Annotated in this window: 27 protein-coding genes; 7 read left to right on the forward strand and 20 right to left on the reverse strand. The window is 68.3% G+C overall.

Translation table 11 applies throughout. The features are described 5' to 3' along the window. Position 1: 1 nt before the first annotated feature. The 3 genes from ACFYO1_RS16770 to ACFYO1_RS16780 form a co-directional block, all read right to left on the reverse strand. Positions 2-922, reverse strand: coding sequence for a hypothetical protein (locus ACFYO1_RS16770; RefSeq protein WP_387231357.1), 921 nt, complete (start codon positions 920-922; stop codon positions 2-4). A gap of 57 nt (positions 923-979) precedes the next feature. Then, positions 980-1,435, reverse strand: a complete 456-nt coding sequence (locus ACFYO1_RS16775) for an anti-sigma factor antagonist (protein WP_387231359.1) — start codon at positions 1,433-1,435, stop codon at positions 980-982. Between the two features lie 62 nt (positions 1,436-1,497). Then, a complete protein-coding gene (locus tag ACFYO1_RS16780; RefSeq protein WP_387231361.1) occupies positions 1,498-2,238 on the reverse strand; it encodes a TetR/AcrR family transcriptional regulator in 741 nt (246 codons plus the stop codon). 152 nt (positions 2,239-2,390) lie between these two features. Between ACFYO1_RS16780 and ACFYO1_RS16785 the strand changes: the two genes are divergently transcribed. Then, complete coding sequence (locus tag ACFYO1_RS16785; RefSeq protein WP_387231363.1) at positions 2,391-2,969, forward strand: DUF6968 family protein; 579 nt, start codon at positions 2,391-2,393, stop codon at positions 2,967-2,969. 11 nt (positions 2,970-2,980) lie between these two features. Here the strand turns inward: ACFYO1_RS16785 and ACFYO1_RS16790 are convergent, their stop codons facing one another. Then, the gene (locus tag ACFYO1_RS16790; RefSeq protein WP_387231365.1) at positions 2,981-3,397 is read right to left on the reverse strand and encodes an ATP-binding protein; all 417 of its coding nucleotides are present in this window, start codon (positions 3,395-3,397) and stop codon (positions 2,981-2,983) included. Between the two features lie 208 nt (positions 3,398-3,605). Beyond that, complete coding sequence (locus ACFYO1_RS16795; RefSeq protein WP_387231367.1) at positions 3,606-4,142, reverse strand: MarR family winged helix-turn-helix transcriptional regulator; 537 nt, start codon at positions 4,140-4,142, stop codon at positions 3,606-3,608. 217 nt (positions 4,143-4,359) lie between these two features. On the opposite strand from ACFYO1_RS16795, the gene ACFYO1_RS16800 reads away from it, so the two are divergent. Beyond that, the gene (locus tag ACFYO1_RS16800; protein WP_387231369.1) at positions 4,360-4,854 is read left to right on the forward strand and encodes a DUF6764 family protein; all 495 of its coding nucleotides are present in this window, start codon (positions 4,360-4,362) and stop codon (positions 4,852-4,854) included. Positions 4,855-4,923: 69 nt separating this feature from the next. Here ACFYO1_RS16800 and ACFYO1_RS16805 read toward each other — a convergent pair whose 3' ends face one another. From ACFYO1_RS16805 to ACFYO1_RS16845, 9 genes are all read right to left on the reverse strand, one after another. Next, a complete protein-coding gene (locus tag ACFYO1_RS16805; RefSeq protein WP_387231371.1) occupies positions 4,924-5,910 on the reverse strand; it encodes a DUF5914 domain-containing protein in 987 nt (328 codons plus the stop codon). After that, complete coding sequence (locus tag ACFYO1_RS16810; RefSeq protein ID WP_387231373.1) at positions 5,910-7,484, reverse strand: FAD-dependent oxidoreductase; 1,575 nt, start codon at positions 7,482-7,484, stop codon at positions 5,910-5,912. The genes ACFYO1_RS16805 and ACFYO1_RS16810 overlap by 1 nt, the downstream gene beginning before the upstream one ends. Continuing rightward, positions 7,481-7,807, reverse strand: a complete 327-nt coding sequence (locus ACFYO1_RS16815; protein ID WP_387231906.1) for a lycopene cyclase domain-containing protein — start codon at positions 7,805-7,807, stop codon at positions 7,481-7,483. The genes ACFYO1_RS16810 and ACFYO1_RS16815 overlap by 4 nt, the downstream gene beginning before the upstream one ends. Beyond that, complete coding sequence (locus tag ACFYO1_RS16820; protein WP_387231375.1) at positions 7,807-8,154, reverse strand: lycopene cyclase domain-containing protein; 348 nt, start codon at positions 8,152-8,154, stop codon at positions 7,807-7,809. The genes ACFYO1_RS16815 and ACFYO1_RS16820 overlap by 1 nt, the downstream gene beginning before the upstream one ends. An 8-nt stretch (positions 8,155-8,162) precedes the next feature. Further along, positions 8,163-9,134, reverse strand: coding sequence for a phytoene/squalene synthase family protein (locus ACFYO1_RS16825; protein ID WP_387231376.1), 972 nt, complete (start codon positions 9,132-9,134; stop codon positions 8,163-8,165). A 10-nt stretch (positions 9,135-9,144) separates the two neighbouring features. Then, positions 9,145-10,659 (reverse strand): phytoene desaturase family protein, encoded by a 1,515-nt coding sequence (gene crtI, locus ACFYO1_RS16830; protein ID WP_387231378.1) that lies wholly within the window; start codon positions 10,657-10,659, stop codon positions 9,145-9,147. Positions 10,660-10,671: 12 nt separating this feature from the next. After that, on the reverse strand, positions 10,672-11,787 hold the full coding sequence (locus ACFYO1_RS16835; protein WP_387231380.1) for a polyprenyl synthetase family protein: 1,116 nt from the start codon (positions 11,785-11,787) through the stop codon (positions 10,672-10,674). Continuing rightward, positions 11,784-13,112: a glycosyltransferase gene (locus ACFYO1_RS16840; RefSeq protein WP_387231382.1), complete on the reverse strand. Its 1,329-nt coding sequence runs from the start codon at positions 13,110-13,112 to the stop codon at positions 11,784-11,786. The genes ACFYO1_RS16835 and ACFYO1_RS16840 overlap by 4 nt, the downstream gene beginning before the upstream one ends. A gap of 321 nt (positions 13,113-13,433) precedes the next feature. After that, entirely contained in the window at positions 13,434-14,303 is an 870-nt protein-coding gene (locus ACFYO1_RS16845; protein ID WP_387231384.1) for a MerR family transcriptional regulator, read from the reverse strand. A 435-nt stretch (positions 14,304-14,738) separates the two neighbouring features. On the opposite strand from ACFYO1_RS16845, the gene ACFYO1_RS16850 reads away from it, so the two are divergent. From ACFYO1_RS16850 to ACFYO1_RS16860, 3 genes are all read left to right on the forward strand, one after another. Continuing rightward, positions 14,739-15,431: a hypothetical protein gene (locus tag ACFYO1_RS16850; RefSeq protein ID WP_387231387.1), complete on the forward strand. Its 693-nt coding sequence runs from the start codon at positions 14,739-14,741 to the stop codon at positions 15,429-15,431. 157 nt (positions 15,432-15,588) lie between these two features. Beyond that, positions 15,589-16,485 (forward strand): NAD(P)H-binding protein, encoded by an 897-nt coding sequence (locus ACFYO1_RS16855; RefSeq protein ID WP_387231389.1) that lies wholly within the window; start codon positions 15,589-15,591, stop codon positions 16,483-16,485. Then, the gene (locus ACFYO1_RS16860; RefSeq protein WP_387231391.1) at positions 16,482-17,144 is read left to right on the forward strand and encodes a CPBP family intramembrane glutamic endopeptidase; all 663 of its coding nucleotides are present in this window, start codon (positions 16,482-16,484) and stop codon (positions 17,142-17,144) included. Before ACFYO1_RS16855 ends, ACFYO1_RS16860 begins: the two co-directional genes overlap by 4 nt. Before the next feature lie 9 nt (positions 17,145-17,153). Here ACFYO1_RS16860 and ACFYO1_RS16865 read toward each other — a convergent pair whose 3' ends face one another. The 5 genes from ACFYO1_RS16865 to ACFYO1_RS16885 all read right to left on the reverse strand — a co-directional run bounded on the left by ACFYO1_RS16865 (position 17,154) and on the right by ACFYO1_RS16885 (position 21,676). Next, complete coding sequence (locus ACFYO1_RS16865) at positions 17,154-18,446, reverse strand: GAF domain-containing protein (protein ID WP_387231393.1); 1,293 nt, start codon at positions 18,444-18,446, stop codon at positions 17,154-17,156. Between the two features lie 119 nt (positions 18,447-18,565). Further along, positions 18,566-19,027, reverse strand: coding sequence for an SRPBCC family protein (locus ACFYO1_RS16870; protein ID WP_387231395.1), 462 nt, complete (start codon positions 19,025-19,027; stop codon positions 18,566-18,568). 137 nt (positions 19,028-19,164) lie between these two features. Beyond that, complete coding sequence (locus ACFYO1_RS16875; protein WP_387231397.1) at positions 19,165-19,638, reverse strand: hypothetical protein; 474 nt, start codon at positions 19,636-19,638, stop codon at positions 19,165-19,167. Positions 19,639-19,714: 76 nt separating this feature from the next. After that, a complete protein-coding gene (locus tag ACFYO1_RS16880; RefSeq protein WP_387231399.1) occupies positions 19,715-20,071 on the reverse strand; it encodes a MerR family transcriptional regulator in 357 nt (118 codons plus the stop codon). 423 nt (positions 20,072-20,494) lie between these two features. Beyond that, entirely contained in the window at positions 20,495-21,676 is a 1,182-nt protein-coding gene (locus ACFYO1_RS16885) for a PP2C family protein-serine/threonine phosphatase (protein WP_387231400.1), read from the reverse strand. A 139-nt stretch (positions 21,677-21,815) separates the two neighbouring features. Between ACFYO1_RS16885 and ACFYO1_RS16890 the strand changes: the two genes are divergently transcribed. Both ACFYO1_RS16890 and ACFYO1_RS16895 read left to right on the forward strand, forming a co-directional pair. Continuing rightward, complete coding sequence (locus tag ACFYO1_RS16890) at positions 21,816-22,298, forward strand: MarR family winged helix-turn-helix transcriptional regulator (RefSeq protein ID WP_387231402.1); 483 nt, start codon at positions 21,816-21,818, stop codon at positions 22,296-22,298. Between the two features lie 331 nt (positions 22,299-22,629). Continuing rightward, on the forward strand, positions 22,630-22,980 hold the full coding sequence (locus ACFYO1_RS16895; protein WP_387231404.1) for an STAS domain-containing protein: 351 nt from the start codon (positions 22,630-22,632) through the stop codon (positions 22,978-22,980). A gap of 40 nt (positions 22,981-23,020) precedes the next feature. Here ACFYO1_RS16895 and ACFYO1_RS16900 read toward each other — a convergent pair whose 3' ends face one another. Next, a complete protein-coding gene (locus ACFYO1_RS16900) occupies positions 23,021-23,500 on the reverse strand; it encodes a DUF4383 domain-containing protein (protein WP_387231406.1) in 480 nt (159 codons plus the stop codon). Positions 23,501-23,654: the final 154 nt, after the last annotated feature.

The raw sequence follows: 23,654 nt of genomic DNA on the forward strand, positions 1-23,654 counted from the left end.
GTCACCCCGCCGGCGAAAGCCGCACGACGCGAGACGGTTCGCTGTCGGTGTAAAAGATGGTGTCCGCCGCGTCGACCGTGAGGCCCTCGATCTCACCGAGATCGGTATACGGCAGCCGTTGCGGTGTCGCCGCCTGCGCCCCGAGCCGCCAGAGCGTGGCGGTCCTCGTCGACGTCAATTCGCCGTTCTCCGAATGGAATTCCAGCGCGTTGTCCGCGAATACCCGATTGCCCCGATGATCGATCGTGATCGCGTCGACGAACTGCAGGCCGGGCAGCGGGGTCGATACCGCGGGCGCCTTTCCACCACGGAAGGTCAGCAGTGACGTCCCCGGCCCCGGATCCGGGATCGACACGACGACAACGAGATCGCCGTCGTCGGATACCGCGATCGCGGGGCGCAAGTGCTCGACGGCCGCCACCACCTCGAACGAACCAGCTCCCGCAGGTAACTTCAACACCCGCGATCGGTCGACGTCGGTGACGAACAGGGTGCCCGAATGGTCTACCGCCACACCGATTTCGAGCGATCCTTCGGTGCCCGTCGAGTCGGGCAGCACAAGCGGCGTGATCGTCTTGCGATCCGCTGAGATCTTCAGTACTCGCCTGGTCGTGTACTCGCCGATATACAACTCGCCGGCCGGACCCGACGCGACCCCGAAGGGACTCTTCAGCCCTGGAACCGGAAGACGCTCGGGGTGAAACCCCCCGGATGGCAGTATCTGTACATAGTCCGCCTCCGGCACATATACGTCCCCGTTGCGGCCCACCACGAGTCCTCGCGGGCCGGTCACCAACATGGGCAGATCCGTCTGCAGCTGCCAGCCGGTGGCCCGCTCCGCCCGCGGCTCGCTCGGCCACCAGACCCACCCGGCGATCAGCGCCGCGGCGATCGCCCACCGGAGCGCCAGTTTCGGCCGCATACGCCGATTATCCAAGCGCGCGTGCGCATTCGCGCCGGATCGCCGCAATCCCCGCCTCTAGTTGGGTTTGTCCCCCTGCGCGGCAAGATCGTCCACGGCTCCACCGTGTGTGACGCGCAGCGCGTCGGCCGCCTCGGTGGCCGTGCTGTAGACGCTCAACAGATCCGTCAGGCCCGTCACTTGCAGCGGCCGGACGGTCGCCGAGCGGTTGGCCACCAGCACCAGCCGCTGCCCGCCCGCCCTCGGCTGCGCGCCGGCGGCCAGTACCGCCAGTCCCGCGGAGGCGAGGAACGTCACGGCGGACATGTCCACCACGACACCGCACCGGTGGTCGTCGTCCGCCGACAACGCCTGAGCGATGGCCGCGTCCAATTGCGGCGCGGTCAGCACGTCGATCTCGCCGCTGACCCGTAAGACGGTCACCCGATCGAGCTCGACAGGCTCGATCGCGAGCTGCGTTCCCGCGGAACGGGCAGTTCGCGCAGCTGACGGGTCTGAGTCGAAGTCGGTCACAGATCGAGTTTACATTGTATCCTCGCCACTCCGGGTTCGACCTCGACTGCTCGACGGTTCGGTCAGTCGACGGTGAGCACGCGCTCGATCCGGTCCAGCAACGCTTCCAGGGCTTCCTCGAACTCGACCGCGCTCTGATCCTGCGACAGCTTGGGCTGCAACCGGAACAGCTGCGGATACTCCGGCAACTCAGCGGCAGGCGAACGCCCCGTCGCCGTTGTCGTGGCCGGACCTCGCGCGGCAACCTCGAGCAACAGCTGCCCCAGCAGGAACGTCGTATAGGAGCGGTACGCGCCGACCGCGGCGTCGTCGTCGAATCCGTAGGACAGCAGGGTGGCGAGAAAGGTCTCCATCCAGCGCAAACTCCGCAACGGCGGCCGCACCCACGGCGCTTCCGGCGGGCGAGTCGCGATCAACGGGAACAATTCCGGATGATCCAGCGCGATCTGCCGCACCCCGTGCGCCAGTCGCACCAGGAAATCTTGCCAACCGTCTTCTCTGCGCCGGGCAGCGAGCTGGTCGGCGTGCAGATCGCCGATCAGCACATCCACCATGCCGCCGAGCAGGTCCTCGCGGCTGTGCACGTATCGATACAGGGCCATGGCCTCGACACCACATGCCGACCCGAGCCTGCGCATGGTCAGCTTGGGCAGGCCGTCCGCATCGACCAGAGTGATGGCGGCTTCCAGGATCAGGCGTCTGCTCAACGGTGCGCGCGCGTCGTCGCGCTCGCTCGACTCGGAGTCGCGAGAGTCCGGCCCTGGCACCGAATCCGCTCCGCGATCGTCGTGATGGTCGCCCATCGGGACCTCCCCTCACTGCACGCGTGGAAGCAAGACCGAGGATCAGCCTATTTCACCGGTCCTTCGGTTGACTCGACCAGGAACGGGTACCGCCTGAGCATACGGTCGTGCGTACGGGCATGGTCGGGTCGACGCGCACAGCGGAGGTGCGAATGCGCGAGCGGGAGACGGTGAAGAGTCAGATCGGCGAGGTGATCGCCACCAGGGTTGTCACGGATGGGGCCAAGCGGCTGTTGATCGAGGTGGGCAAGCCGGGGCTCGGCCCGGACTCGGGAACGGTGTGCCCGTTCAGGATTCAGGATTGGGGTGAATCGTCCGCGGTAGGCGCGGACGCGATCGCCGCGTTGTATTGCGCGTTGGCGGATATAGGCGAGGTGCTGGCCCGCGCGAACGACGACGGTCACGCGTACACGGTCGTCGGCCCCACTCACCTGGGCTTTCCTTCCCCGCAGACCGACCGGGTCACCCAATCGCCTGTCGCGAGCTACGCGCTCGGGGAATTGATCGCGATCCGCACGTTGTCCACTGCCGACGGCCCGCGAACGATCGCCATCGGCAGGCCGCTGCGGGCCGCGGACGGCGAGTTCTACCTGTGCCCGTTCCGGATCGACGGGCATCCCCACGCGATAGCGTCCGGCCAAGACGACATCCAAGCGCTGCTGACGGTGCTGCGAATGATCGGCGCCTGGCTGCACCTGCCGGCGGACTGGCCGCTGAGCCGCGTGTCCTGACCGCCGCGCGATCATTGATCGTCGGCGCGGCGGATCGCCGTCTCCATCTCCACGACCGTGCCGGATGAGCCCGGCGCGATAGTCACCGAATCCATCAACGCCTGCATCACGGGCAGCCCGCGTCCCCGATACGAGTTCGCCGACGCGGTCGGTGGCTGCCAACTACCGGTGTCGGCGACCGTGACCCGCAGGCGGTCGTCCGATATCCACACCCGCAACCGGATAACGCCGCCGTCGCCGTGGTGCCCGTGCTCGACCGCGTTGGTGCAGGCCTCGCTGACCGCCAGTACGACGTCGATCCCCTGATCCGCCCGGATCTCCGCGTGCTCGAGCCACTCCCGCAACGCGGCGCGCACCGCGGACAGCTCACCGGCATCGGCCGCGAAGACCAACTCCAGCGGAGTCGATGGACCAGACGGCGCGGACACCGGCTCAGCGCCTCCCGACCGCTGCGCCTCGCCGGAACTCGATGATCGAGGTTCTTGGATCATCGTCGGTGCAGACCTCCTTATCGCCACGCGAAGGTACGCACCCCGTCCCACTGTGCATTCGCGTACTAGCGATCTACCACATCTCGGCGGTTTCAATCACGAGCAATCGCACAGCCACCGGAGCGGGAGTCCGCGGCCGGCGCCGTCACGGTTGTTTCGACGGTCCCGGCGCCTCGATTACCTGGTCGAAATGGGTACGGAGCGAGGCGATCACCGCGGTGAGCACGCGGTGGGCCGCATGCAGATCCTGGTCCGGTAGTTCGGCCATGGCCGAGCGGGTGCTGGCGCCTACCGGGAGGAAGAAGTCGCGGGCGGCGGCCATCCCTTGCTCGTCGTGGTAGAGGATGACCCGGCGCCGATCCGCCGGATCGATCTCGCGGCGCAGGTGGCCGGACTGGATCATCCGCTCCACGAGGTAGGTCACCGCGGCGGAACTCATGCCCATCAGGCGGCCCAACTGTCCGGGCGTGAGCGGCCGACCGGCGAATTCGGCGGTGGCGATGTGCAGCAGGGCACGGAAGTCGTTGGGGCGCAGATTGTTCGAACGGGCAAAGACGTGGCCGAGCTGGTCGGAGATCGCGGTGAGCGCACGGATGTCGTCCGCGATCTCGGTCTCCAGCGATGCGCGCTGCCCGTCCTGCTCGGATGCGGAACCGCGCACCGCCCAGTCAGGTCCTGTCACAACGGTAAGACTAACCCGCCGATTACCTCGAATGCTTAACTATTAAGTTTCTGAGAATGCATCGATATTGCATCGTTTGTTCGCTACGGTGGGAGAGGTACCGCGCCGGGATGCGCCGACGCGGTGAACCGCATCCGCACAACAGATTTCGGCGTTGCCGTCGGGCTTGGCGCCCGCATCGGCCGGTGAAACCCGGCGGCACACCGCAGGAGACACCATGAAAATCTCATTCACTCGTCGCAGTGCCGCAGCTCTCGTCGGGGCCGGATCAGCGGCGTGCGCCCTCGCGCTGGCGGCCCCCGAGGCCGCGGCCGCCGATACCGCGTGCCCGGCACCGGGAGCCGCGGCCACCTCGGTGACGGCCGCGGGCGCGCAATGCTCCGCGACCAGCGCCGGCGGCGGGGCCGCAGCGGCGTACGGCCTCAACGGCTCGGCGTCGGCCGACGCGGCGCCGACCAGCCTGTCGCTGGCCATCGCGCAGAACGGCGGCTCGGCGACCTCGAGCTCGGCGGCGCTGTCCGGTCCCGCCGCGATCGCGGTGGGACCGGGAGCCACCGTGACCACGATCGGCGTCCGGCCGGGCCTGGCCATCGGCATCGCGGGACCGGGCGCCAGCGTGGTCGTCAACGGGGTCACCGGCCCGACCTGTTCCGGCGGGGTCGGCTTCGCGGGCGACTTCCAGACCTTCCAGGGTTGCCTGTCGCTCGGCTGATCCCGAAACGGGTTGTCGGCGGCCTCGTTGCCGCCGGCAACCCGCTCCCCCGTCAGGGGGCTGTAAGGCCTACGAATCCTGTTGCCGTAGCTGGTACCGGCGTTCGGCGTAGGCCAAATCGTCGCGCCACAGCCGATTGGCGGCGTGATTCATCAGCGGGCGCAGCACGGGAAGCGCATGGCGGGCGAAGCGGAATCCGGAACGCTCGGAATCGGCGATCACGGCCTCGACCACCGCGGTGCGGGCATGTCCGTCCGGTCCGGAACCCAGTGGCGTGGCGTGGGTTTCGACGACGCTGCCCTTCCCCTCTCCGGCGACGATGCGCATCACGATGGTGCGCGGGTCCGGGCAGGTGAACTCGGCCTCGACCGGGACGCCGAGGCGACGCGTCACCCGGAAAGTCACCGTCAGCAGGAAACGGTGGGTTTCCTCGGTGATGTCCTCGCGCGGCGGCGTCTGCGTCACCTCCAGGCGGGCGAACGAGTAGGGATGGAACCACGCGCCGTGCCACGGGTCCAGCCGGTTGGCCATGATGTCGCGCGGCTCGCAGGCGCCGATCAACCGGGTCACCGCATGCACCGTCGAGTCGGCCGGACGTGCGCCGAGAATCGGTGCGTCCGTGGGTGTTTCGCCACCGACCGCATCCAGGCGCACCCACGCCAGCACGCCGTCGTCATGGGCGGGAAACGGACACCACCGACTCGTGTCGCCGGCCGGGCCCACCCGCAACCCGTGCCAGCGGCAGATCAGTGCGGAGTCGTCGACCTGCGCGGCGGCCAATGGCGCGCCGAGGTGCGGACATGCGCCGGGACCCACGCGCAGCACGCCTTCGCGATCGCGCCACGCGACGATCTCGACGCCGGCGATCGTGGTGCCGAAGGGCCGGTCGCCACGGATGCTCCGGCTCGCCGCGAACGCATACCAATTGCCGCTCGGCAATTGCTGAGACCAGCGCAGCGCGCTCGCGATGACGCGCGGGTCCGCATCCTGGTAGGTGGGCCGCTGCCGCGACCACTTCTCCGGCGAAAACCGTTGTAGCGGTGAACTGTTACCCATCATGACTGCCTTTCCGCGAAGCTGCGCAGCAGGGTCGATCGGCCGCGGGCCGGCACGGTCTGTAGCGAATGCCCGGCGCCGCCCCAAACCTCGGACAAGTAATCGGCGGCGAGCCAGCCGGTGGTCGCCGCCCGCTCCATCAGCGCGACCGGCAGCTCCACCCGGATCCCGTCACCGGCGAGCATCAGCCGCGGATGCGGTGTCCGGACCCCTGGACGTCGCGCGAAATCACCGGGCGCGAACCGCGGACAGTCCTGCCGCCACAGCAGGTGCTCGCCGACGACCTCGGCGTCGGCGGATTCCGGATAGATATCGTGCAGACGCGCTACCAGCTTGTCCCGGATCGCCAGCTGTTCCGCCGGTGCGGGCGTTCGATCGGCCGCGGCGTAGGCGTGCAGTTCAACCACGCTGCCGCCGTTGTCCCGCGCCCAATCCATGGCCGTGCGCTCGTAGCGATCGAGGACGCTGATGTTGTCCAGCGGATCCAGATTCCCGGTGGCGAGAAAGCCAGGCCGGTCGGCACGCAGCGGCCGATTCAGCCACAGCCGCAGCACGGCGAACGCCGGAGCGGTACCCAATTCCACTATCCGCGAACGCCATTCGGGATCTCCCAGGGTCGGCGACCGGGTCACCAACGCGCGCAGCGCGCCGGCGTCGACGGCAAGCACCACCGCGTCCGCCTCGAGCGTGGCGCCGGTGTCCGCGGTCAGCCGGAATCCGGTGTCCCTCGATTCGACCTCGGTGATGGCCACCCGGGTGTGGAACTCGACCCGCCCCGGCCGGTGCGGGGTCGGCGCACCGGCGAGATGATCCGCGAGCGGCGTCCACAGGGCGGCATCGAAATTGTCCCGCGCCACATCGAACACCAGCCCTTCGCTGGAGCCCAGGAAATAGATGTGGAACATGGTCGCCAGCTCGGCCGCGGACATGTGCTGCGGCTCGACGAAGAAGCTGCGGGAGAACACCTCGAACGCCAGATGACGGGCGGCGGCCGGAAAGTTGATGCGCCGCAAGAACGTTTCGGCGTCCACGTGGTCCAACCGGTCGTAGATACCCGGCACGGACACCGCGGCGAGCGGAGCTGCCGCTCGCGCATCGATGCGAACGAGGTCGCGCAGCCGGAAGGTGGGGCTGCGCAGCGCGAAGGCGAGCGCGTTCCAGGGCGGCGTGCGCGGCAGGTTGCGGAAACTGTCGCGGCGCCCGGCCGCGTCGATGAGCGGGTAGTCGCCGATCCCGTGCAGCGCCGACAGCGCCGGATCGCTGCGGGACAACAACTTCCGCAGGTTGTAGTACTGGGCGAAGAAGGCGTGGAAGCCGCGGTTCATGCCGACCGGCGTGCCGTCGGCGAGCCGCTCGGTCCAGCCGCCGACCCGGCCGCCGAGGTATCGCTCTTGCTCGACCACCTCGACCCGGAACCCGCGTTCGGCCAGGCCGGTGGCCGCGGCCAGCCCCGCGATTCCGGCGCCGACCACGACCGCCACCGGACGATGACCGTTCTGCCCGACGTCGCGTCGTCCGGGCCGGGCCGGATAACGCACGCGGCGCGGATCCCGGCCGAGTGGTGCTGTCGTCATCGCCGCTGTCCTTCCTGCTGCTGCCGAGCCCGTTCCCAGCTCAGCAGCACCGCCGTCACCAGGGCGAAGCCGAACAGGAAGTCCTCGATCGGGATGTCCCACGGAAACCGCAGGCCGAGAATGTGATCCGGGTTGTACCGGACGGTCGGCGCGTCGAGCCGGGTCAACCAGCCGTCCACCGGGATCTGAAATCCGAGGACGATGAGCATCGACAGCCAATACGCCCGCTTGCGCAGCAGCCCGGTGTGCAGAACAGTCAGCTCGAGCAAGCACACCGCCACAACGGCGAGCACGGCGGGCAGTGTGTAGCCGATCCCGTCGATCATCGGCCCGCTCCGCGGTCGCGGATCCGGGCCGGGCGGGCGCGCGCGAGCAGCGTCTCCACGGCGCCGAAGGTCAGCAGCCCGCAGAGCGGAATCACCAGGAAGAACAGGAACTCCTCGACGGGCATGGATCCGGGCAGCCGCACATCGAGGACGAAGCGCGGATCGTAGCTCCAGACCCCACCGGCGATGGCGAGCAGATCCCACACCACGAAGACGACGAGCGCGGGCGCGATCGCGACCAGCAGCAGCCGTGGTCGCCGATAGACCCCCGGACCGACGAACTCCAGCGGTGCCGTCAGCACCAGGCAGAGGACCAAGATCAGAAGATATTGCCAATGCGCCATCTCGGCTCCTAGGTTCGCTCGCGCTGTTGCGGCATAGTCGATCGCAAGGGCGCATTCGATGGCGAATGCCGGGCCCACCAGGCACGGGTCAGGCCCGCGAGGCCGACGCGCGCCCGGCGCGCGGTGCCCACCCTGGCCCGCCGCCCGAAGACCTCGAAATCGGCATCCTCGATGCGCGCCAGAATCTCCGCGTACAGCGTCGACGCGGTGGCCACACAGGGACGCGAGCGCGGCGCCAGTCGTTCGAGCCCGCCACGCGCGAATCGGTATATCTCCCTGGTTATTTCGTGCTGCTCGGCCAGGGCGCGCCGGACCCTCGGCTCGGCCTGCCGACGGCGGCTGCACCAGGCCAGCAGGTCTCGGTCGACGCCGTGCGCGGCGAGTTCGTCGGCGGGCAGGTAGACCCGGTCGCGCGCCAGGTCCTCGTCGACGTCGCGCAGAAAGTTGGTGAGCTGGAAGGCTTTACCCAGCGCGGCCGCGTACGGCGCGGCGTCGGAGATGGATTCGGTGACCCCGAGTATCGGCAGCAATTGCAGGCCGATCACCTCGGCGGACCCGTACACGTAGGTGGCCAGTGCGGCGCGGTCCGGGTAGTCGGTGACAGTCAGATCCATCCGCATCGATGCCAGGAACGCGTCGAACAGGTGCGCCTCGATGCCGTAGCGGTCCGCCGTGTGCAGCACCGCGGCGAGCACCGGATCGCCGCCGCTGTCCCCGCTGACGAAATGCCCGGCGAGCGCGTCCAAGTCGGCCGCTCGGTCGCCGGCCGTGCGGGCGGGATCGAACTCGTCGAGGATGTCGTCCGCGCGGCGCGCGAATCCGTAGAGCGCGTGCACGCCAGGCCGCTGGTCGGGCGCGAGCAGTCTGGTCGCGAGGAAGAAGGTCTTGCCGTGCCGGGCGTTCAGCGCACGGCAGCATCGATAGGATTCGCGTAGCGACGGATCGGTGATGCCCGCCGCGGCTAGTTCCCTGCGCGTCATAGTCTTCCGATCAGGACGAGGGGCGGATGGGTGAGGCGGAACGGCGCCGGATGTCCGTGCGTCCGGTGATGCGGTCGGCCGCGAGGCGACCGGAGATCAGCACCGGCGGGATACCGACTCCCGGCACGGTCGAGCCGCCGGCGAGCACCACATTGTCGAGGCCGCGGATCATATTGGCCGGGCGGAACGGGCCGGTCTGCGCGAAGGTGTGCGCCAGCGCGAACGGGCTGCCGTCGAGCATGTCCTGGTCCGCCCAGTCGGCGGGCGTGACCACCCGCAACACCTCGAGCTCCGGCCAGCGAGAACCCGTGCGGCGCTGCGCGATATCCAGAATCTGCTCGGCGTAGGCCCCCTGCCGGGTCGCCCAGTCGATCTGTCCGCGGCGCAGGTTCGGCGCCGGCGCCAGCAGGAACAGCAGATCGCGGCCCGCCGGGGCCAAGGCCGGATCCCCCGCGGTCGAGCGGGTCAGCAGCAGCGACGGGTCGGACATCACCTGACCCTCGTCGATGATCTCGCGGAACGAACTCGCCCACTCGCGGCCGAACAGTAGTGAGTGATGCGCCAGATCCGGCTGACGGTCGCAGGCGAGGTGCAGCACCACCGCCGACGGCGCCGATCGGACCCCACCGGGACGTCGCGGCCGATGCCCGAGCAGTTCGTAGGTGCGATGCAGTTCGGTGGTCAAAACCACTGCGTCACAAGCAATCCGTTCGCCCTGATCGGTGTGTACCGCGCTCACCCGGCCACCGGAGCGCACCAATTCGGTGACCGTGCTCTGGTAGTGGAACCGCACACCGGCGGCGACCGCCGCGGCGGCCAGCGCGTCGGGCACCGAGCGCATCCCGCCCTGCGGAAAGTAGACCCCCGACATCGTGTCCATGTGGGCGATCACCGCGTAGGCCGCGAGCGCCCGGTCCGGCGCGACCCCGGCGTAGAGCGACTGGAAGGTGAAGACTCGGCGCAGGTCCGGATCGGAGATGAACTCGGCGACCTTGCGGTCCCAGCGGCGGAATCCGCCCAGCGCGGTCAACCGGGCCAGCGCCGGGGTCAGCATCGACAGCGGCGACTCGAAGTTGGCCGCGATGAACCGATCGAACTCCGCGCGATACAGCCGGCTCAGCCAGTCCCGCAGCCGCCGATATCCCGCGGCCTGCTCGGCGCCCGCGAATTCGGTGACGGCCTGCGCCATCGCGTCCGGGTCGCTGTGCACGTCGAGGGTGCGGCCGTCGGCGTAGACCGCGTGATAGGCCGGCGTCACCGGGTGCAGGCTCAGGCGATCACGGGTGCGCTCGCCGACCGCGTCGAACACCTCGTCGAGCAGCTCGGGCATGGTCAATACCGTTGGGCCGGTGTCGATTCGATAACCGTCGAGGTCGAGACGGCCCATCCGCCCGCCGGGCACGGCCGCGCGTTCCACCACCGTCACGCGCCGCCCCCGCCCGGCGAGATGGATTGCCGTGGACAGGCCGGCCAGGCCCGCGCCGACGACCACCACGTGGTCGCTGGACCCGGTCACTGTACGCATCGATCCTCCTCGTCACTGTTGCCGTGCGGTGCACAGCAGCGCCATGTTTTCCAGCGCCGAATATCGGTCCTCGTCGAGCCCCGCGTCGGCGAGCGCGGTGCGCGCCTCCGCCACTCGATCCGTGATCATCGTTTCGATCCGTTCCGGGGCTCCGGAGGCCGCGATCAACGCGCGGCATCGGGCGATCGCGGACTCGTCCAGTTCGGGCCGGCTCAGCAATTCGGTCAGTTCCCGCCGGACCGTGCTGTCGCCGTTCTCAAACGCGGCGACCACGACACTGGTCGCCTTGTGCTGTCCCAGGTCGCTGTCCTCCGGTTTGCCGGTGGTCGCGGCAGAGCCGAAGATTCCGAGCAGATCGTCACGGAGCTGGAAGGCCTCGCCGATCCGAGTTCCGTAGCGGGCCAGCATCATCAGCGTCCGTTCCGGACATCCGGCCATGGTCGCGCCCAGCTCCAGCGGTCGCAGCACCGTGTAGTTGCCGGACTTCGCGCGGGCGATGGCCAGCACGGAATCCATGCTCGGCAGGGCCCGCACGTCATTGGTCAAATCGGCGAACTGGCCGCGCGCCAGCTCGATCCGCATGGCGTCGTAACCGGCCCACACTCGACGCAGCGCGGCGTCCGGGATCCCGCTGTCCCGCAGCATCTGCTCGGCCCACACCAGGCACATGTCGCCGAGCAAGATGGCCGCCGACGCGCCGAACCGGGCAGCGGAACCGGGCAGGCCGCGTTCGCGGTAACCCTCGGTGAGGCGCACATGCGCGGCCGTCGATCCGCGCCGCAATGCCCCGTCGTCCATCACATCGTCTTGCAGCAGCGCGAAGCCGTGCAGCAGCTCCAGGGACGCGGCCGCGCGCAGGGCAGCGGGATCCGGCTGCGCACCGCAGAGCCAGCCCAGATACATGAACGTCGATCGCACGCATTTGCCGCCGACCGCGTACTGCCGCAGGATCGCGTCGACGCCGGTGTCGCGCAGATCCTCGATGTCCACCTTCCTTAAGAAGGTGTCCAGCTCGTGCAGCACCTGGGCTCGGTTGCCCGCGTACCAGGCGTCGAATCCCGCGCCGGACCCGGGCGGTTTCGCCCCGTCGACGTACGGTGGGCTGACACCGAAAGGCTTGGTACTCATAGCGTTTCCCCTCGCTGCGGGATAGCGATCACACTTTCGGCGGATACCGGGCGCCGCGCCGTGCCGGCGGACAGGCCGACCTCGTCCAGCACCGCGGTGATGGTCTCGAACGGCGAGTGCCGCGCCATTTCGGCGGCGAGCCGGCCGGCCGCGGCGCGAAAGCTGTTGTCGCGCACTATTCGATCGAAGGCCGCCGCCACCGCGGACGGGCTCGGCGACGCACCGCCCAGATTGATGCCCGCTCCCGTATACGCCACGCGCGCAGCCACTTCCGGTTTGTCCGCGGTGTCGCCGGCGACGATCAGCGGAATCCCGTGCCGCAGCACCTGCTGCACCCCGCCGTAGCCGCCGTTGGTGATCATGACGTCGACGTGCGGCAGCAGACGCGAGTACGGGACGAAGTCACAGGCGACGGCGTTGGCGGGCAACGGTCCCACCGATGCCGGGGAGCCGCCGGTGCCGGCCACGATCAGGACATCGGAGCGGCCCCCCAGTGCGGCCAGCGTGGGCCGCAGCAGCTGATCGAGATCGCGGTTGTCCCAAGTCCCCTGCGTCACATGGACGACCAACCGCTGTCCATCGAGCGCACTCCACCACGCGGGCAACTCCCGGTCGGCGCCGAACGCACTCGGAATCGGTCCGGTGAACACCACCGACGCCGGCAGGTCGCGCCGGGGATACTCGAATCCGGGCACGGTGAACTGGAGCAGACGATCGGCCAGCCGCGGCCAATCGAGCAGGAAGACCGGCGCGGACGGCAGGTCATGGCCGTGCAGGATGGTGTCCAACCGCGCCTGATCGGCGCGGAAAAGCACCTGCCGGACGAACCAATTCATCCGCGAGTGGTCGCGCTCGCGCCAGGGCGGCCGACCGACCCCGAACGGTGCGCAGTCGGCGCTGGACAACGTCAACGGCCCCACGCCGCACACCACGACCGGCGGCCGCGGCCGCTCCGACATCAGCAGTGGGATCGCCCCGGTGAACATCGAATCCACCAGCACCACATCGAAATCCGCACGCGCCAGCGCCGCGACCAGCGCCGCGTGCTGGGCGGCCAGGGGCGCCAGAAACACCGACCTCAGTTCGGCTCGGCCGATTCGCCAGCGCCGCACCGCCCCCGGCCCGCGCCGTGACCCGACCGGCGCCACCTCGGCGTCCACCGGGAGCGCCGACATCGCAAGTCCGCGGGCGGTCACCTCCGCCCGGAAGGCCGCGCCGGTGAGCACGTGCACGTCGTGCCCGCGGCGGCGCAGCGCCTCCGCCACGACGACCATGGGCGCGACGTGTCCAGGTATCGCACTCACGGCCAGCAGATACCGAGCCATCCTCACAGTCCTTCACTCGTCCGGTAGCGGGATTCGGTACACGTCGTCTTCGAGCACGCGACCAGATCACCGCTGTCGCAACGCATTTCCACGCTGTCGACAAATGCCCGCGGCACGCCGGGAAGCCACACCGCCCGATGCGGCACAGCTCCGTACCACGCGCGGCATCGACTCGTCCGGGAACTGTCCCGCGCGAATCCGGTCAGAAACCATCGTACGCCAAATGATGCAGAAGCGATGCACACCATCTCGACTATTTCAGAAACTTAACAAATCGACAAGCATGCGGGGTGTCCGACACTCGACCGCACCGGGACGCGCTCAGGTATCGCCGAGCGCGCGCACGATCTGCTCGACCGCGTCCTCCAGCGAATTCACGTGCCGGGCTCCGGGCGGCAGATCGCTGCCGTACCAGCCCGGCCCGGCCAGCAGCACACCACTCGAATTCGCCAGCGCGACACGAATCGCCCCGGGCTGCGCGGTCAGCACCGATTGCGACCACAGCACTACCAGCGGCGGCCGCTCCTGCCTGGACAGGGCATCCGCCAACCCGCTGTCCGGCATCGAAGGCCCCAGGAACACCGCGGCGAGACCGCGCTCCGCCAGCGCGGCCCGCAGCGCTTCCAACGGCAACGCATGATTCTCCTCGGCGGTGCAGGCCAGCACGATAGCCCTGCGCCCGGCACCGCGGCCGGGTATCGGCACGGTCCGGTGCAGACTTGTCGCGACCGCCCAGGACAGCAGATGCTCGACATCGATGAGCCCACCTTCGCGCGCCTGGCGGCCGACTATTTCCGCGAAAGCCGGACGGCACAGGCGGTTCCAGGTCGCTACCACTCCGTAGCGGGCAAGGTGCGCGGAAATCGTGGCGAGCAATTCCACGCCGTCCAGCCGGCGCCCGGCGGCGAGCACCGGCGCCACGTCGCCGAGCACCGGCGCGACGGTCGCGCGAGCGGCCCGAGCCGCGCTCGCCGGACTGGCACCCGTCCGCACCAGATCCACCATTCGCCTGATCATCGCCAGGTCCTCGGCGGCGTAGTGCCGATGCCGGCCCGGCATATGCCCGGACGGACCGAGTCCGTACCGGCGATTCCAGCTGCGCAAGGTCGCCACCGGAATGCCGAGCCGGCCGGCGACCTCGCCCACTGTGTATTCGGCCGCCGGCTCGTCGACGTCGCTGGGGTCGGTCACCCTGAGCTCGTGCTGCCGAGCGGTTCCGGCGACCCACGCGAGTTATCCGCGGCCGATTTCATGAGCCGATCATAGTAGCGATGCACAATCGCTGCATCAAAACGCGCCCGGGCGTGTCGAGGCGACGCGGGTCGCAGGGCGCGTGCCCGGACCGGCCCCGGACACTTGCCGCCTGCCGGTCGCACCGGCCGTGTTCCTGTAGCAACCGCCCAGCACTCAATACCGGGAGGCGACAGGTATCAGCACAGGACAGCCTTTCGACCTGCACTGATACGCGGAGATCGGCGCAATTCGGAATTAATACACTATCGGCGCATAGTTCCTATTTCTGACCGAATCGCCCGGCGCGGTACGGAGTTCATGAATTCTTTCACCGGCCCTCACCGGTGTCGGTACTATCGCGCGGTCGGCCGACCAACAGTGAGGAATCATCCTGTGATCGAAAACGAGCCACCCCCGTTCGCTCCGGCATCACCTCCCCCGTTTCCCGAAGTACAGACCGCCCGGCCGCGTTTCGGGCGACGCAAGTTGGCCGCCCTCGCCGGCGTCATACCATTGGGCGCCGTCGCCATCGGCTCGACCACTTTTCTCCGCAATCCCGGCGATGCGCATTCCGTCGCCGCCCAGGCGGCCACGACGGCGAGCACCAGCACGAACACCCCCACCGCCAGCGCGGCGTCCGCCAGCACCCTTGCGACGAGAACCGCACCGGCGGCCGACCTCGCCCCGGAGATATCGCGCATCGGCAGTCGCCATATCGCCGCATTGCATTCCATTCATAATTACATCAATCACACGTGGACTTATCACCCGCAAGCATTGGACGAGTATTTCGCGGGAGCAATTGATTCCGCGACCGGCGCGCATCGCCAACAGCTCATCGATACTCAACGAGCGACTCGGGATTATCTGTTCGCCACCAACAGCCGGAGCGAAGTAATTGAATTCAACTGCGGATTACGAGCCATCAACGGCACCACCGCGCTCGGCATCGGCTATGTCAAACAGTCCTCGACCAGCGATCTCGCTCCGAACCCCGCTCTTTGCCTGATAGCAACCGTCGTCACCGCCGAAGAGCAACCCGACGGGCGCTGGCTGATCAGCGATCTCCAACGCATTTCGACCTAGCGACGTGGCGGTGGCAAATAGGCGCACCATGTTTGGCGGGTCACAAGCGATGCATGTTTGATGCGATGACGGGTTGTCCTGAGTAGCGTGGCACATGCAGCTCGCCCAACCCGGCATCCAGCCGACTCCACGCCAGAACTACGGACAGGACGCTCTGATGACAGTGCTCGTCGCGGGTTCGACCGGCTTCGTCGGGACTCGCCTATGCCCGGAATTGATCGACGCGGGCCATTCCGTCCGCGCCATGACCAGGCACCCCGAGTCCTATCGAGGCGCGGGCGCCCCGGTCGGCGCGGACGTCGCGGATATCGCCTCGCTGCGCACCGCCATGGCCGGCTGCACCGCGGCCTACTATCTCGTGCACTCGCTGGCGGAAGCCGATTTCGAGCGCCGGGACGCCGAGGCCGCCCGCAACTTCGGCCGTGCCGCCGCCGACGCGGGGGTCCAGCGGATCATCTATCTCGGTGGCCTCGGCGAGGACAGCGACGACCTGTCCGCGCATCTGCGCAGCCGGCGCGAGGTCGAGGGGCTGCTCGCCGAGGCGGGCGTGCCGGTCACCACGCTGCGTGCGGGAATCATTGTGGGCCACGGCGGTATCTCCTGGGAGATCACCCGCCAGCTCGTGGAACACCTGCCCGCCATGGTCACCCCCCGCTGGGTGCGCACCCGGACCCAGCCGATCGCGGTCGACGATGTGGTCCGCTACCTGGTCGGCGTGCTCGACCACCCCGAATCCGCCGGGCGCACCTTCGAAATCGGCGGTCCCGACGTGCTCGAGTACGCCGATATGTTGCGCCGGGTCGCCACTATCGAGAAACGGCCGTTGGTGATTGTGCCCGTTCCGCTGCTCTCCCCGCAGCTTTCGTCGTTGTGGCTGTCGCTGGTGACCGATGTCGACACCACGACGGGGCGCACGCTGGTCGACTCGATGTCCAACGAAGTGGTGGTCCGGAACAACAGCATTCGAGAGCTGGTGCCCTTCGAACCGCTCCCCTACGACGACGCCGTGCGGCGGGCCCTCGACGAGCGCGCCGAAGCCGATCAGACCGCATGAGCCGCAGACTCCGACCCGCTCGCCCGCTGGCCGCACGTCGACGCCGGGTCGCGGCGGTCACGGTCGCGGGCACCGGACTGCTCGGCGCCTCGTTCGCCGCCGAACCCGATTCCGCCCGCTTCTACCGGCTCACCCTCGCGACCGCGGCGGCCTGGACACTGGGCGGTCGCATACACGCCGTCGAGGAGACCGAACCGCGACGCCCGGTGCTCGGTCCCGTCCTGATCGGTGCCGGGACGTTCGCCGCGTTCTATGGCTGCGGCCTGATCGCCCGCCGAATCCCCTTCCTGCGCAAGGCGATCACCAGCGTCCTGAGCTATGCCGAACAGGGACCCACACCGCGGGTACTGCTGATCACCCTCGCCAACGGCGCGGCCGAGGAGATCTTCTTCCGCGGGGCCGTCTACTCGGTGGCGGGCAAGCATCCGGTCCTGGTTTCGACCGGGATCTACGCCTGCACCACCGCCGCGACCCGCAACCCGGCCCTGGTCTTGGCCTCGGTCCTCATGGGCACCCTGTTCGGCCTGCAACGCCGAGCCACCGGCGGCATCCAGGCACCCCTGCTGACCCACCTGACCTGGTCGGTCCTGATCCTGCACTACCTGCCGCCGCTGTTCCGCGACCGACTGCGGGCAGACGTGCGCGAGATACCCGCCTGATCCGCTGCGTCAGCGGTTGAGGTAGGCCGCCAAGCCGCCGAGTTCCTCGCTGGCGATGAACACCGACCGCACGTTGAGGATGGCTTCTTCGACGTGCGAGGTGCACCCCCACGCCGAGTCGCCCCAGGAATCGGCGATCTTCAATTCGGCTGCCGCGGTGCATTTTTCGGGACCACCGAGCTGGCAGCGATCCGGATGCGGCGCCGCGGCCTGCGCGGCTGCCGCGCTGCGCATCCGCGCGGCGAGTTCGGCGGCCGCCTCGGCCCGCTGCTCCGCCTCGGCGCGCAACGCGCTCTCCGCGCGCAGTGCCTGGGTCAGCTCGGCTCGGGCCGCCTCGGCGCGCGCCTCGGCCGCCGCCTTCGCCTCTTCGATGTGATGCCGTTCGATGGCCAGCGACGCGGTGTCGGCGAATACGCGGGCGAGGGCGAAGTCGCTGTCCTGCGGCACGCGCGGACTGCGGTGATACATCGCGAACGTGCCGAGCAGGCTGCCGTCGCGGGCCAGGATCGGCGTCGACCAGCACGCGGCCAGCCCCGCCCGCCCGGCCAGCTCGCGGAAGTCGTCCCAGAACGGATCGGTGCCGATGTCGGTGACGATGACCGGTTCCCGGCGGTGCGCGGCGGTGCCGCACGAGCCGACGCCCTCGCCGGTGGCGATCCCGTCGATGGCTTCGTTGTAGAAGTCCGGCAGGCTCGGCGCGGCGCCGTGGCGCAGGTGCTTGCCGTCGTGATCGGCGAGCAGCACGGACACGAGTACCTGTTCGAGCGCGAGATCTTCGATGCAGCGTGCCATCCCGTCCAGCACGTCGGCCAGCGGCGCCTGCCGCGCGATCTGCTCCACCAGGGCACGTTGTTCGGCCATCAGCCGCTGGGCCTGCTTGACCTGGGTGGTCTCCACGCCGATCATCCGGGTCCCGATCACCGAGCCCGCGTCGTCGCGACGTGGCTCATAGGTGAAGTCGAAGAAGGCCTGCCGCTTCTGCGCACCGCTGCCGAGCGCGACCAGAACGTCACGGCCCGTGCGGGATTCACCGGTGTGATAGACCTCGTCGAGCACGGCAACAACACCCTGATCGACCAGCCCGGGCACGAGCTCGCCCAGCGCGACCCCGATGCCGGCGCGGTCTCGGCCCAGAGCGGCGGAGAACGCTGGATTCGCGCTCTCCACCACTTGCTCCGGGCCCGCGAGCGAGGCGAAAACCACGCGGGACTGCCCGAACAGTGCGCGCAGATCCTGCTCCGCCGCGTCCCACGCGACGGTCCGGATCTCGCCGACCGGCCGCTGACCGGATACCACAGTCATGCTCTGGCTCGCCTCTCGCTACGCATAGGTCGAATGATCACCCGTATCGGACGGGAACCACTGTGGACGAAACGCTACCCGCTCGCCCGAAGTGTATTTCAGGGGTCGCCGCTATCCGTTCAGGCGTCCGGGCGGGCGACATCACCACGCCAGGCCCCGGTCTCCTGCGAGCGCTGCTCGATGAACTTCTTGAACCGCTCCATGTCACCCTTGACCCGGTGGTTCAGCAGGCCGAGCTTGTCGGCGGCGTTCTCGACGAAGCCCTCGGGGTCGATATCCATCTGCGCGGTGACCCGGGTCGTGTTGTCGTCGAGGCGATGAAAGGTGATCACTCCGGCGTGTTCGGGACCGCTGTCGGATTTCCACGCCACCCGCTCCTCCGGATGCTGCTCGGTGATGGTGGCATCGAATTCCCGGGTGACACCGGCTATTTCGGTCACCCAGTGGGTGTGGGTGTCGTCGATCTGCCGAATTTCCTCGACGCCCTGCATGAACTCGGGGAACGTCTCGAACTGGGTCCATTGGTTGTATACGTGGGTAATGGGAACTTCGACGTCGACCGACTCGGTGATGGTGCTCATCGCTACCTCCTGGTTGTTCGGCTGATGGATGGCACGAACTGACGCACAGTGCATCATTCGCGCATCGTTCTCTTGCCCTCTCGCAGTACCCGGTCGATCCCGGCCTACACATCGGCGATGCCGGCCCGGCGATCGGGTCAATCCTGTTGTGCGCTTGGTTGATTCGCTCGTTCGTCCGGAGCGGCCTCGTGCGCCGGCTGCCCCTCGGTGCGACGCCGCCGTTTGAGTTCGGCCTCGTGCAGGTGCCGGTGCCCACCGGTGAGGCGACGCGCTTGCTCTTCCAGTTCGCGGACGCGGCGATAGTAGGTCTGGTCGTAGTCCTCGACGACCTGGAAGGTCCAGCGGCCTGGTAACACGTTGCGTCCCACCAGCTCTCGGTCAAGGCGCTCGGCAAGCTCGACGTGTCCGGCCGCGCGCAGCGACTCCGCGGCGCGCTCGACCGCGAAGTCCGCGCTTCCGGTTTCGCGGTGAAAGCTGTAGAGGTGACCTCGCGCTACTTCGATGATTTCCAGCGCTTCGGTGAGTTTGCCCACCGCCTCGACCGTCCGCGGGTCATAGGCGTCCGCGGCGGGGTCTCGATCGTCCAGCCTGGGGTCCGATGTCGACGTCATATCCGCCACTTACCCCACAACAAGCAAAGGATGCACTATTGATGCATCCGGACGATACCCGTCCACTGCTCTGCGCTCAGGCGGGGTCGGTGCGCTGGTCGAGGGTGTGCTGGAGAGCGGCGTTGAGCCGGCGGGCCTCGGCGAGCTGGTCCTCGAGGATGACGATGCGGCAGGCCGCCTCCATGGTGTTCCCGGCATCGACGAGTTCACGCACCCGCCCGGCGATGCGCAGCTGGTAGCGCGAGTAGCGGCGGTGCCCGCCGGCGGATCGCTGCGGGGTCAGCAGCTGGGCGGCGTCGAGACCGCGGAGGAAGGCCTGGGTGACGCCGAGGATTTCCGCGGCCCGGCCCATGCTGTAGGCGGGGTAGGTGTCGTCGTCGAGTTTGTCCGCGGCGCTGGTGCCGTCGGCAGGATCGCTGTTGGGTTGCTGCACAGCACCTCTCGTAATTCAACGCTCGGAAGGCCCCGGCGCGTATGCGCCGGGGCCTTGGATCTAGGAAGAGGGGGTTGACTTCAACTTTCACCGGCCGTCGAGGCCGATACTTCGCACCGCATCCGGCACGTGCCGGGACGCGGACCCGATAGATGACTACTCAGCGACCACCTCCTGGGCTACCGGCCAAGCCGGACATACGTGTCGATCTTTCGTGCTCCTCCCCCTCCGGCGGTCCGGCCGACTGCACCGGATTCTCTTCTCCACCGGAGGGGACGGGGTGGAACTTTCGAACATTCCCGGGCAGTTCACCTGCCCGGACCTCTGGACTTACTCTTCGTACAAGAAAGACTGTATAGCAGCCCGCATCGAATGTCTACACCCGACGCAACAGATTTTCGTCTGCGGACGAAGGCGGTTAGTTCAGTGGCCGCGGCGACCGTTCCAGTCGATACAGACCACGACGGCGTCATCGAGCAGGTCGGTGCCCTCGTGGTAATCGAGCAACTCGGTGATGATGGCGCGCGCGGCCTCGGAGGCGGGCAGGTTGCTCGAGGCGTGGATCGCGAGATCGAGGTTGGTGGAACCGTATTCGACACCGGTGGGAGCCTGGGCGGTGTGCACTCCGTCGCTGACGATGACCAGCCGGTCGCCGGGTTCGACCTGGAAGGATTGCTCGCGGTAATCGGTGCCGTCGAACATGCCCAGCGGCAGTTGCTCCTCGAACGCGATGAGCTCGACCACCCCGTCACGTAACCGCAGCGCGCGCGGCGAACCCGCGTCGACCACTCCCACGCGGCCGGTGGCGACCTCGAAGCGCATCAGCAGAGTCGCGACGTGCTGGCTGCCGCTGTATTGCGCATAAAGAGCCTGGTCGGCCAGACATGCCTGGTCGGCGATGTCCAGACCGGCTCGCCGCGCGTTGCGGAGGGCGCTGATCGCCAGGTTGGTCAGCAAAGCGGCACCGATGCCCTGACCCATGCCGTTGGACACGGTGACGGTCAGATACTCCGCCGAAGTGCTCCAGTCGAAATTGTCCCCGCCGATGGTGTATGCGGGCTCGAGTTGGCCGCCCAGGGAGTACTCCGTGCGGGCACAGCCGCGTCCCGGCAGCAGTTGCCATTGCATCTCCGCGGCGAGGCTGAGCCGTTCCCGGCGGCGGGCCTGCAGGTAGAGGTCGGTGTCGCGTTCGGCGACGATCAGTTCGTGGCCGAGCATGGCGGCCAGCCCGGCCAGCACCTCCCGCTGGTCTCCGGCGGGCGCTACCGGCAGGTGCGCGCGCAGAATGCCGAGGCGGTCACCGCGCACGGCCACCGGCAGGTGGATCATCACTCCGTCCGCGTTCGGCCCGGGTTCCAGGAGCACCTGCTGGGCGGTGAACGCCCGGCCCGCGGTCGTGGTCCGGATCGGCAAAGGCGTTGCGGTGTGCGGCAGTTCGATGACCGGCTGCAGCATCGACAACCGGTAGTCGGCCAGCAGCAGGTCCACCGAGGTCGCCGCGAAATCAGCCTGCAGCGTGGCGCGGACGACGTCGAGCAGGGCATGGGGTGCGCTCGCGCGCAGGGCTCTCTGGGCACGACCGAGCGAGTCGTCGGTACGGAACATGTAGGCCTCCGAGAGTCCGCGAGCCCCCGGGGGCTACCTGGCTGCGGTCGATCGCGACGATTGTCGCGCGACACGGATTGACGAGGTTACCGCGCGCCAGGGGTGTCGCCGCGATGGGGCGACGTGTCACAGTAATGGCATGAACAGTGCGCGGCGGCCGGACCGATCCGGGACCGATCTCGCCGCGACGGTCGAACAAGCGGCAGCACAACTGCTGGCGTTATGGGGCCGGGCACAGCAGGCCGTGGGCACCCGCGTGTCGCCGTCGCAATTGCAGGCACTGACCATCGTGCACCGGCACGGGCAGATCAACCTCAACGGCTTGGCCGCCGAATTGGACGCGATGCCGTCCTCGGCGAGCCGGCTGTGCGACCGGCTGCAGGCCGCGGGATTGCTTGCCCGCACGGCCAGTCCGGCCAACCGCCGCGAAGTGATGCTCGCGTTGACCAGGGATGGACAACGTCTGCTCACCCAGGCCGGCGACTCCCGGCGCCGGGAACTGGCTCAGGTGCTGCAAGGGATGAGCGTCGCGGGACGGGAAGCCCTGCTGGTGGGTTTGGCGGAGTTCAACACGAGCATCGAACGCAGTGCCGGCGGCGCACAGCAGGAGCGCCGAGCCTGACCGGCACGAACCAAGATTTTCCGGGTAGCAATAAAGGCGCTCCACATACCTCGCGTATGATTTCATGGCAGGTTCGAGACCTTCTGCCGCGCTGCGGATTACCGCGCCGTCGCCGATGTCACGACCGGCCGCACCAGGACCCGCTCGCGGCCATCAAGCCGGCCCGCACTCGCGAGACAGTACGGTTTTCTCGCCGAATGCGCTGATGGCGATACTGATCGCGGACGACTTCCCGTCGTACGCGCCGGGTAGCTAGCTTCTGGATATTTGTCGTGCGACAATCATTCAGCGGATCGCACCGAACCGGTCCCCGGAGAAGGCGAGGCCGGTCGTGAGTTCACCCAGCGCCACCTTGGCGGATGCCCCGATGCCCCAGCGGTATCCGAACGTCGTACCAGGTGAGGTGCGGTGCTTTCCGCACGAACAGCCGCCACGGGTGGCGATGTACGGCGACATCGACCTGACCACGCAACCCCAGCTCGAGCGGGCCTGCCAGGAACTGACCGACTTCACACCCGCCGACGTCGTGGTCGATTTGGCCGACGTCACGTTCCTGGGCTGCGTCGCACTGCGGCTGCTGATCGAGCTGACCGAACGGCTGTCCCCCACCGGGCACACGATGACCATCCCCTCGCCGAGCCTGCCCGCGCGCCGCCTCCTCGAACTCGCGGGCTTCCTGTAAACAGAACCGGCCCAACGCTATCCACTCATGGAGCCCACGGCTACACGATGCCGCGACTGCCGGGGGCATGCATCGCCACCCGCGGCAGTGCCGCGCCGAGTGCGATCATGCCGGCGCCGAGGCCGAGGTGCAGCCAGTTGTCGGCGGTGTTCACCGGCACGAAATTCGCGCTGCTGGTTTGGTCGACGATCAGGCCGTAGACCAGGAGCGCAAGATAGATCACGCCACCGCCGATCAGGTAGGCCCGCGAGCCGGCCGCGGCCCGTGCCGCGACGATGCCCGCGACGCCGAACAGCAGGTGCACGATATTGTGCAACCCGGAAACTTGGAACAGCCCAAGCAGTTTCGCGTCGGAGTGATGCCCGGCGAAGGTCAAGGTGTCGTAGTCGGTGGTGACGCCGGGGATGAACCCGAGCACACCGACCAGCAGAAACACCGCCCCCACGGCCAGAGCGGCGATCTGTATCAGTGAGCGCGTGTGCGAGCCCGCGTGGGGCGTGGTTTGCTGGCTGTAAGTCATTGTGTTGCCACCTCTTTCGTGATCACGGGAACGGCGTCTCAGCGCGTCGTATCCGAGCTGACGGCCGGATTCATCGATGAACGGCCGAGCGCCCGGCATACTGTCTTTCGCGCCCGCGCGCTGCGCGCGATCTACCCGGCGCTTCGCGTCCGAA

The sequence above is a fragment of the Nocardia sp. NPDC006044 genome (assembly GCF_042871115.1).
GTDB lineage: Bacteria > Actinomycetota > Actinomycetes > Mycobacteriales > Mycobacteriaceae > Nocardia.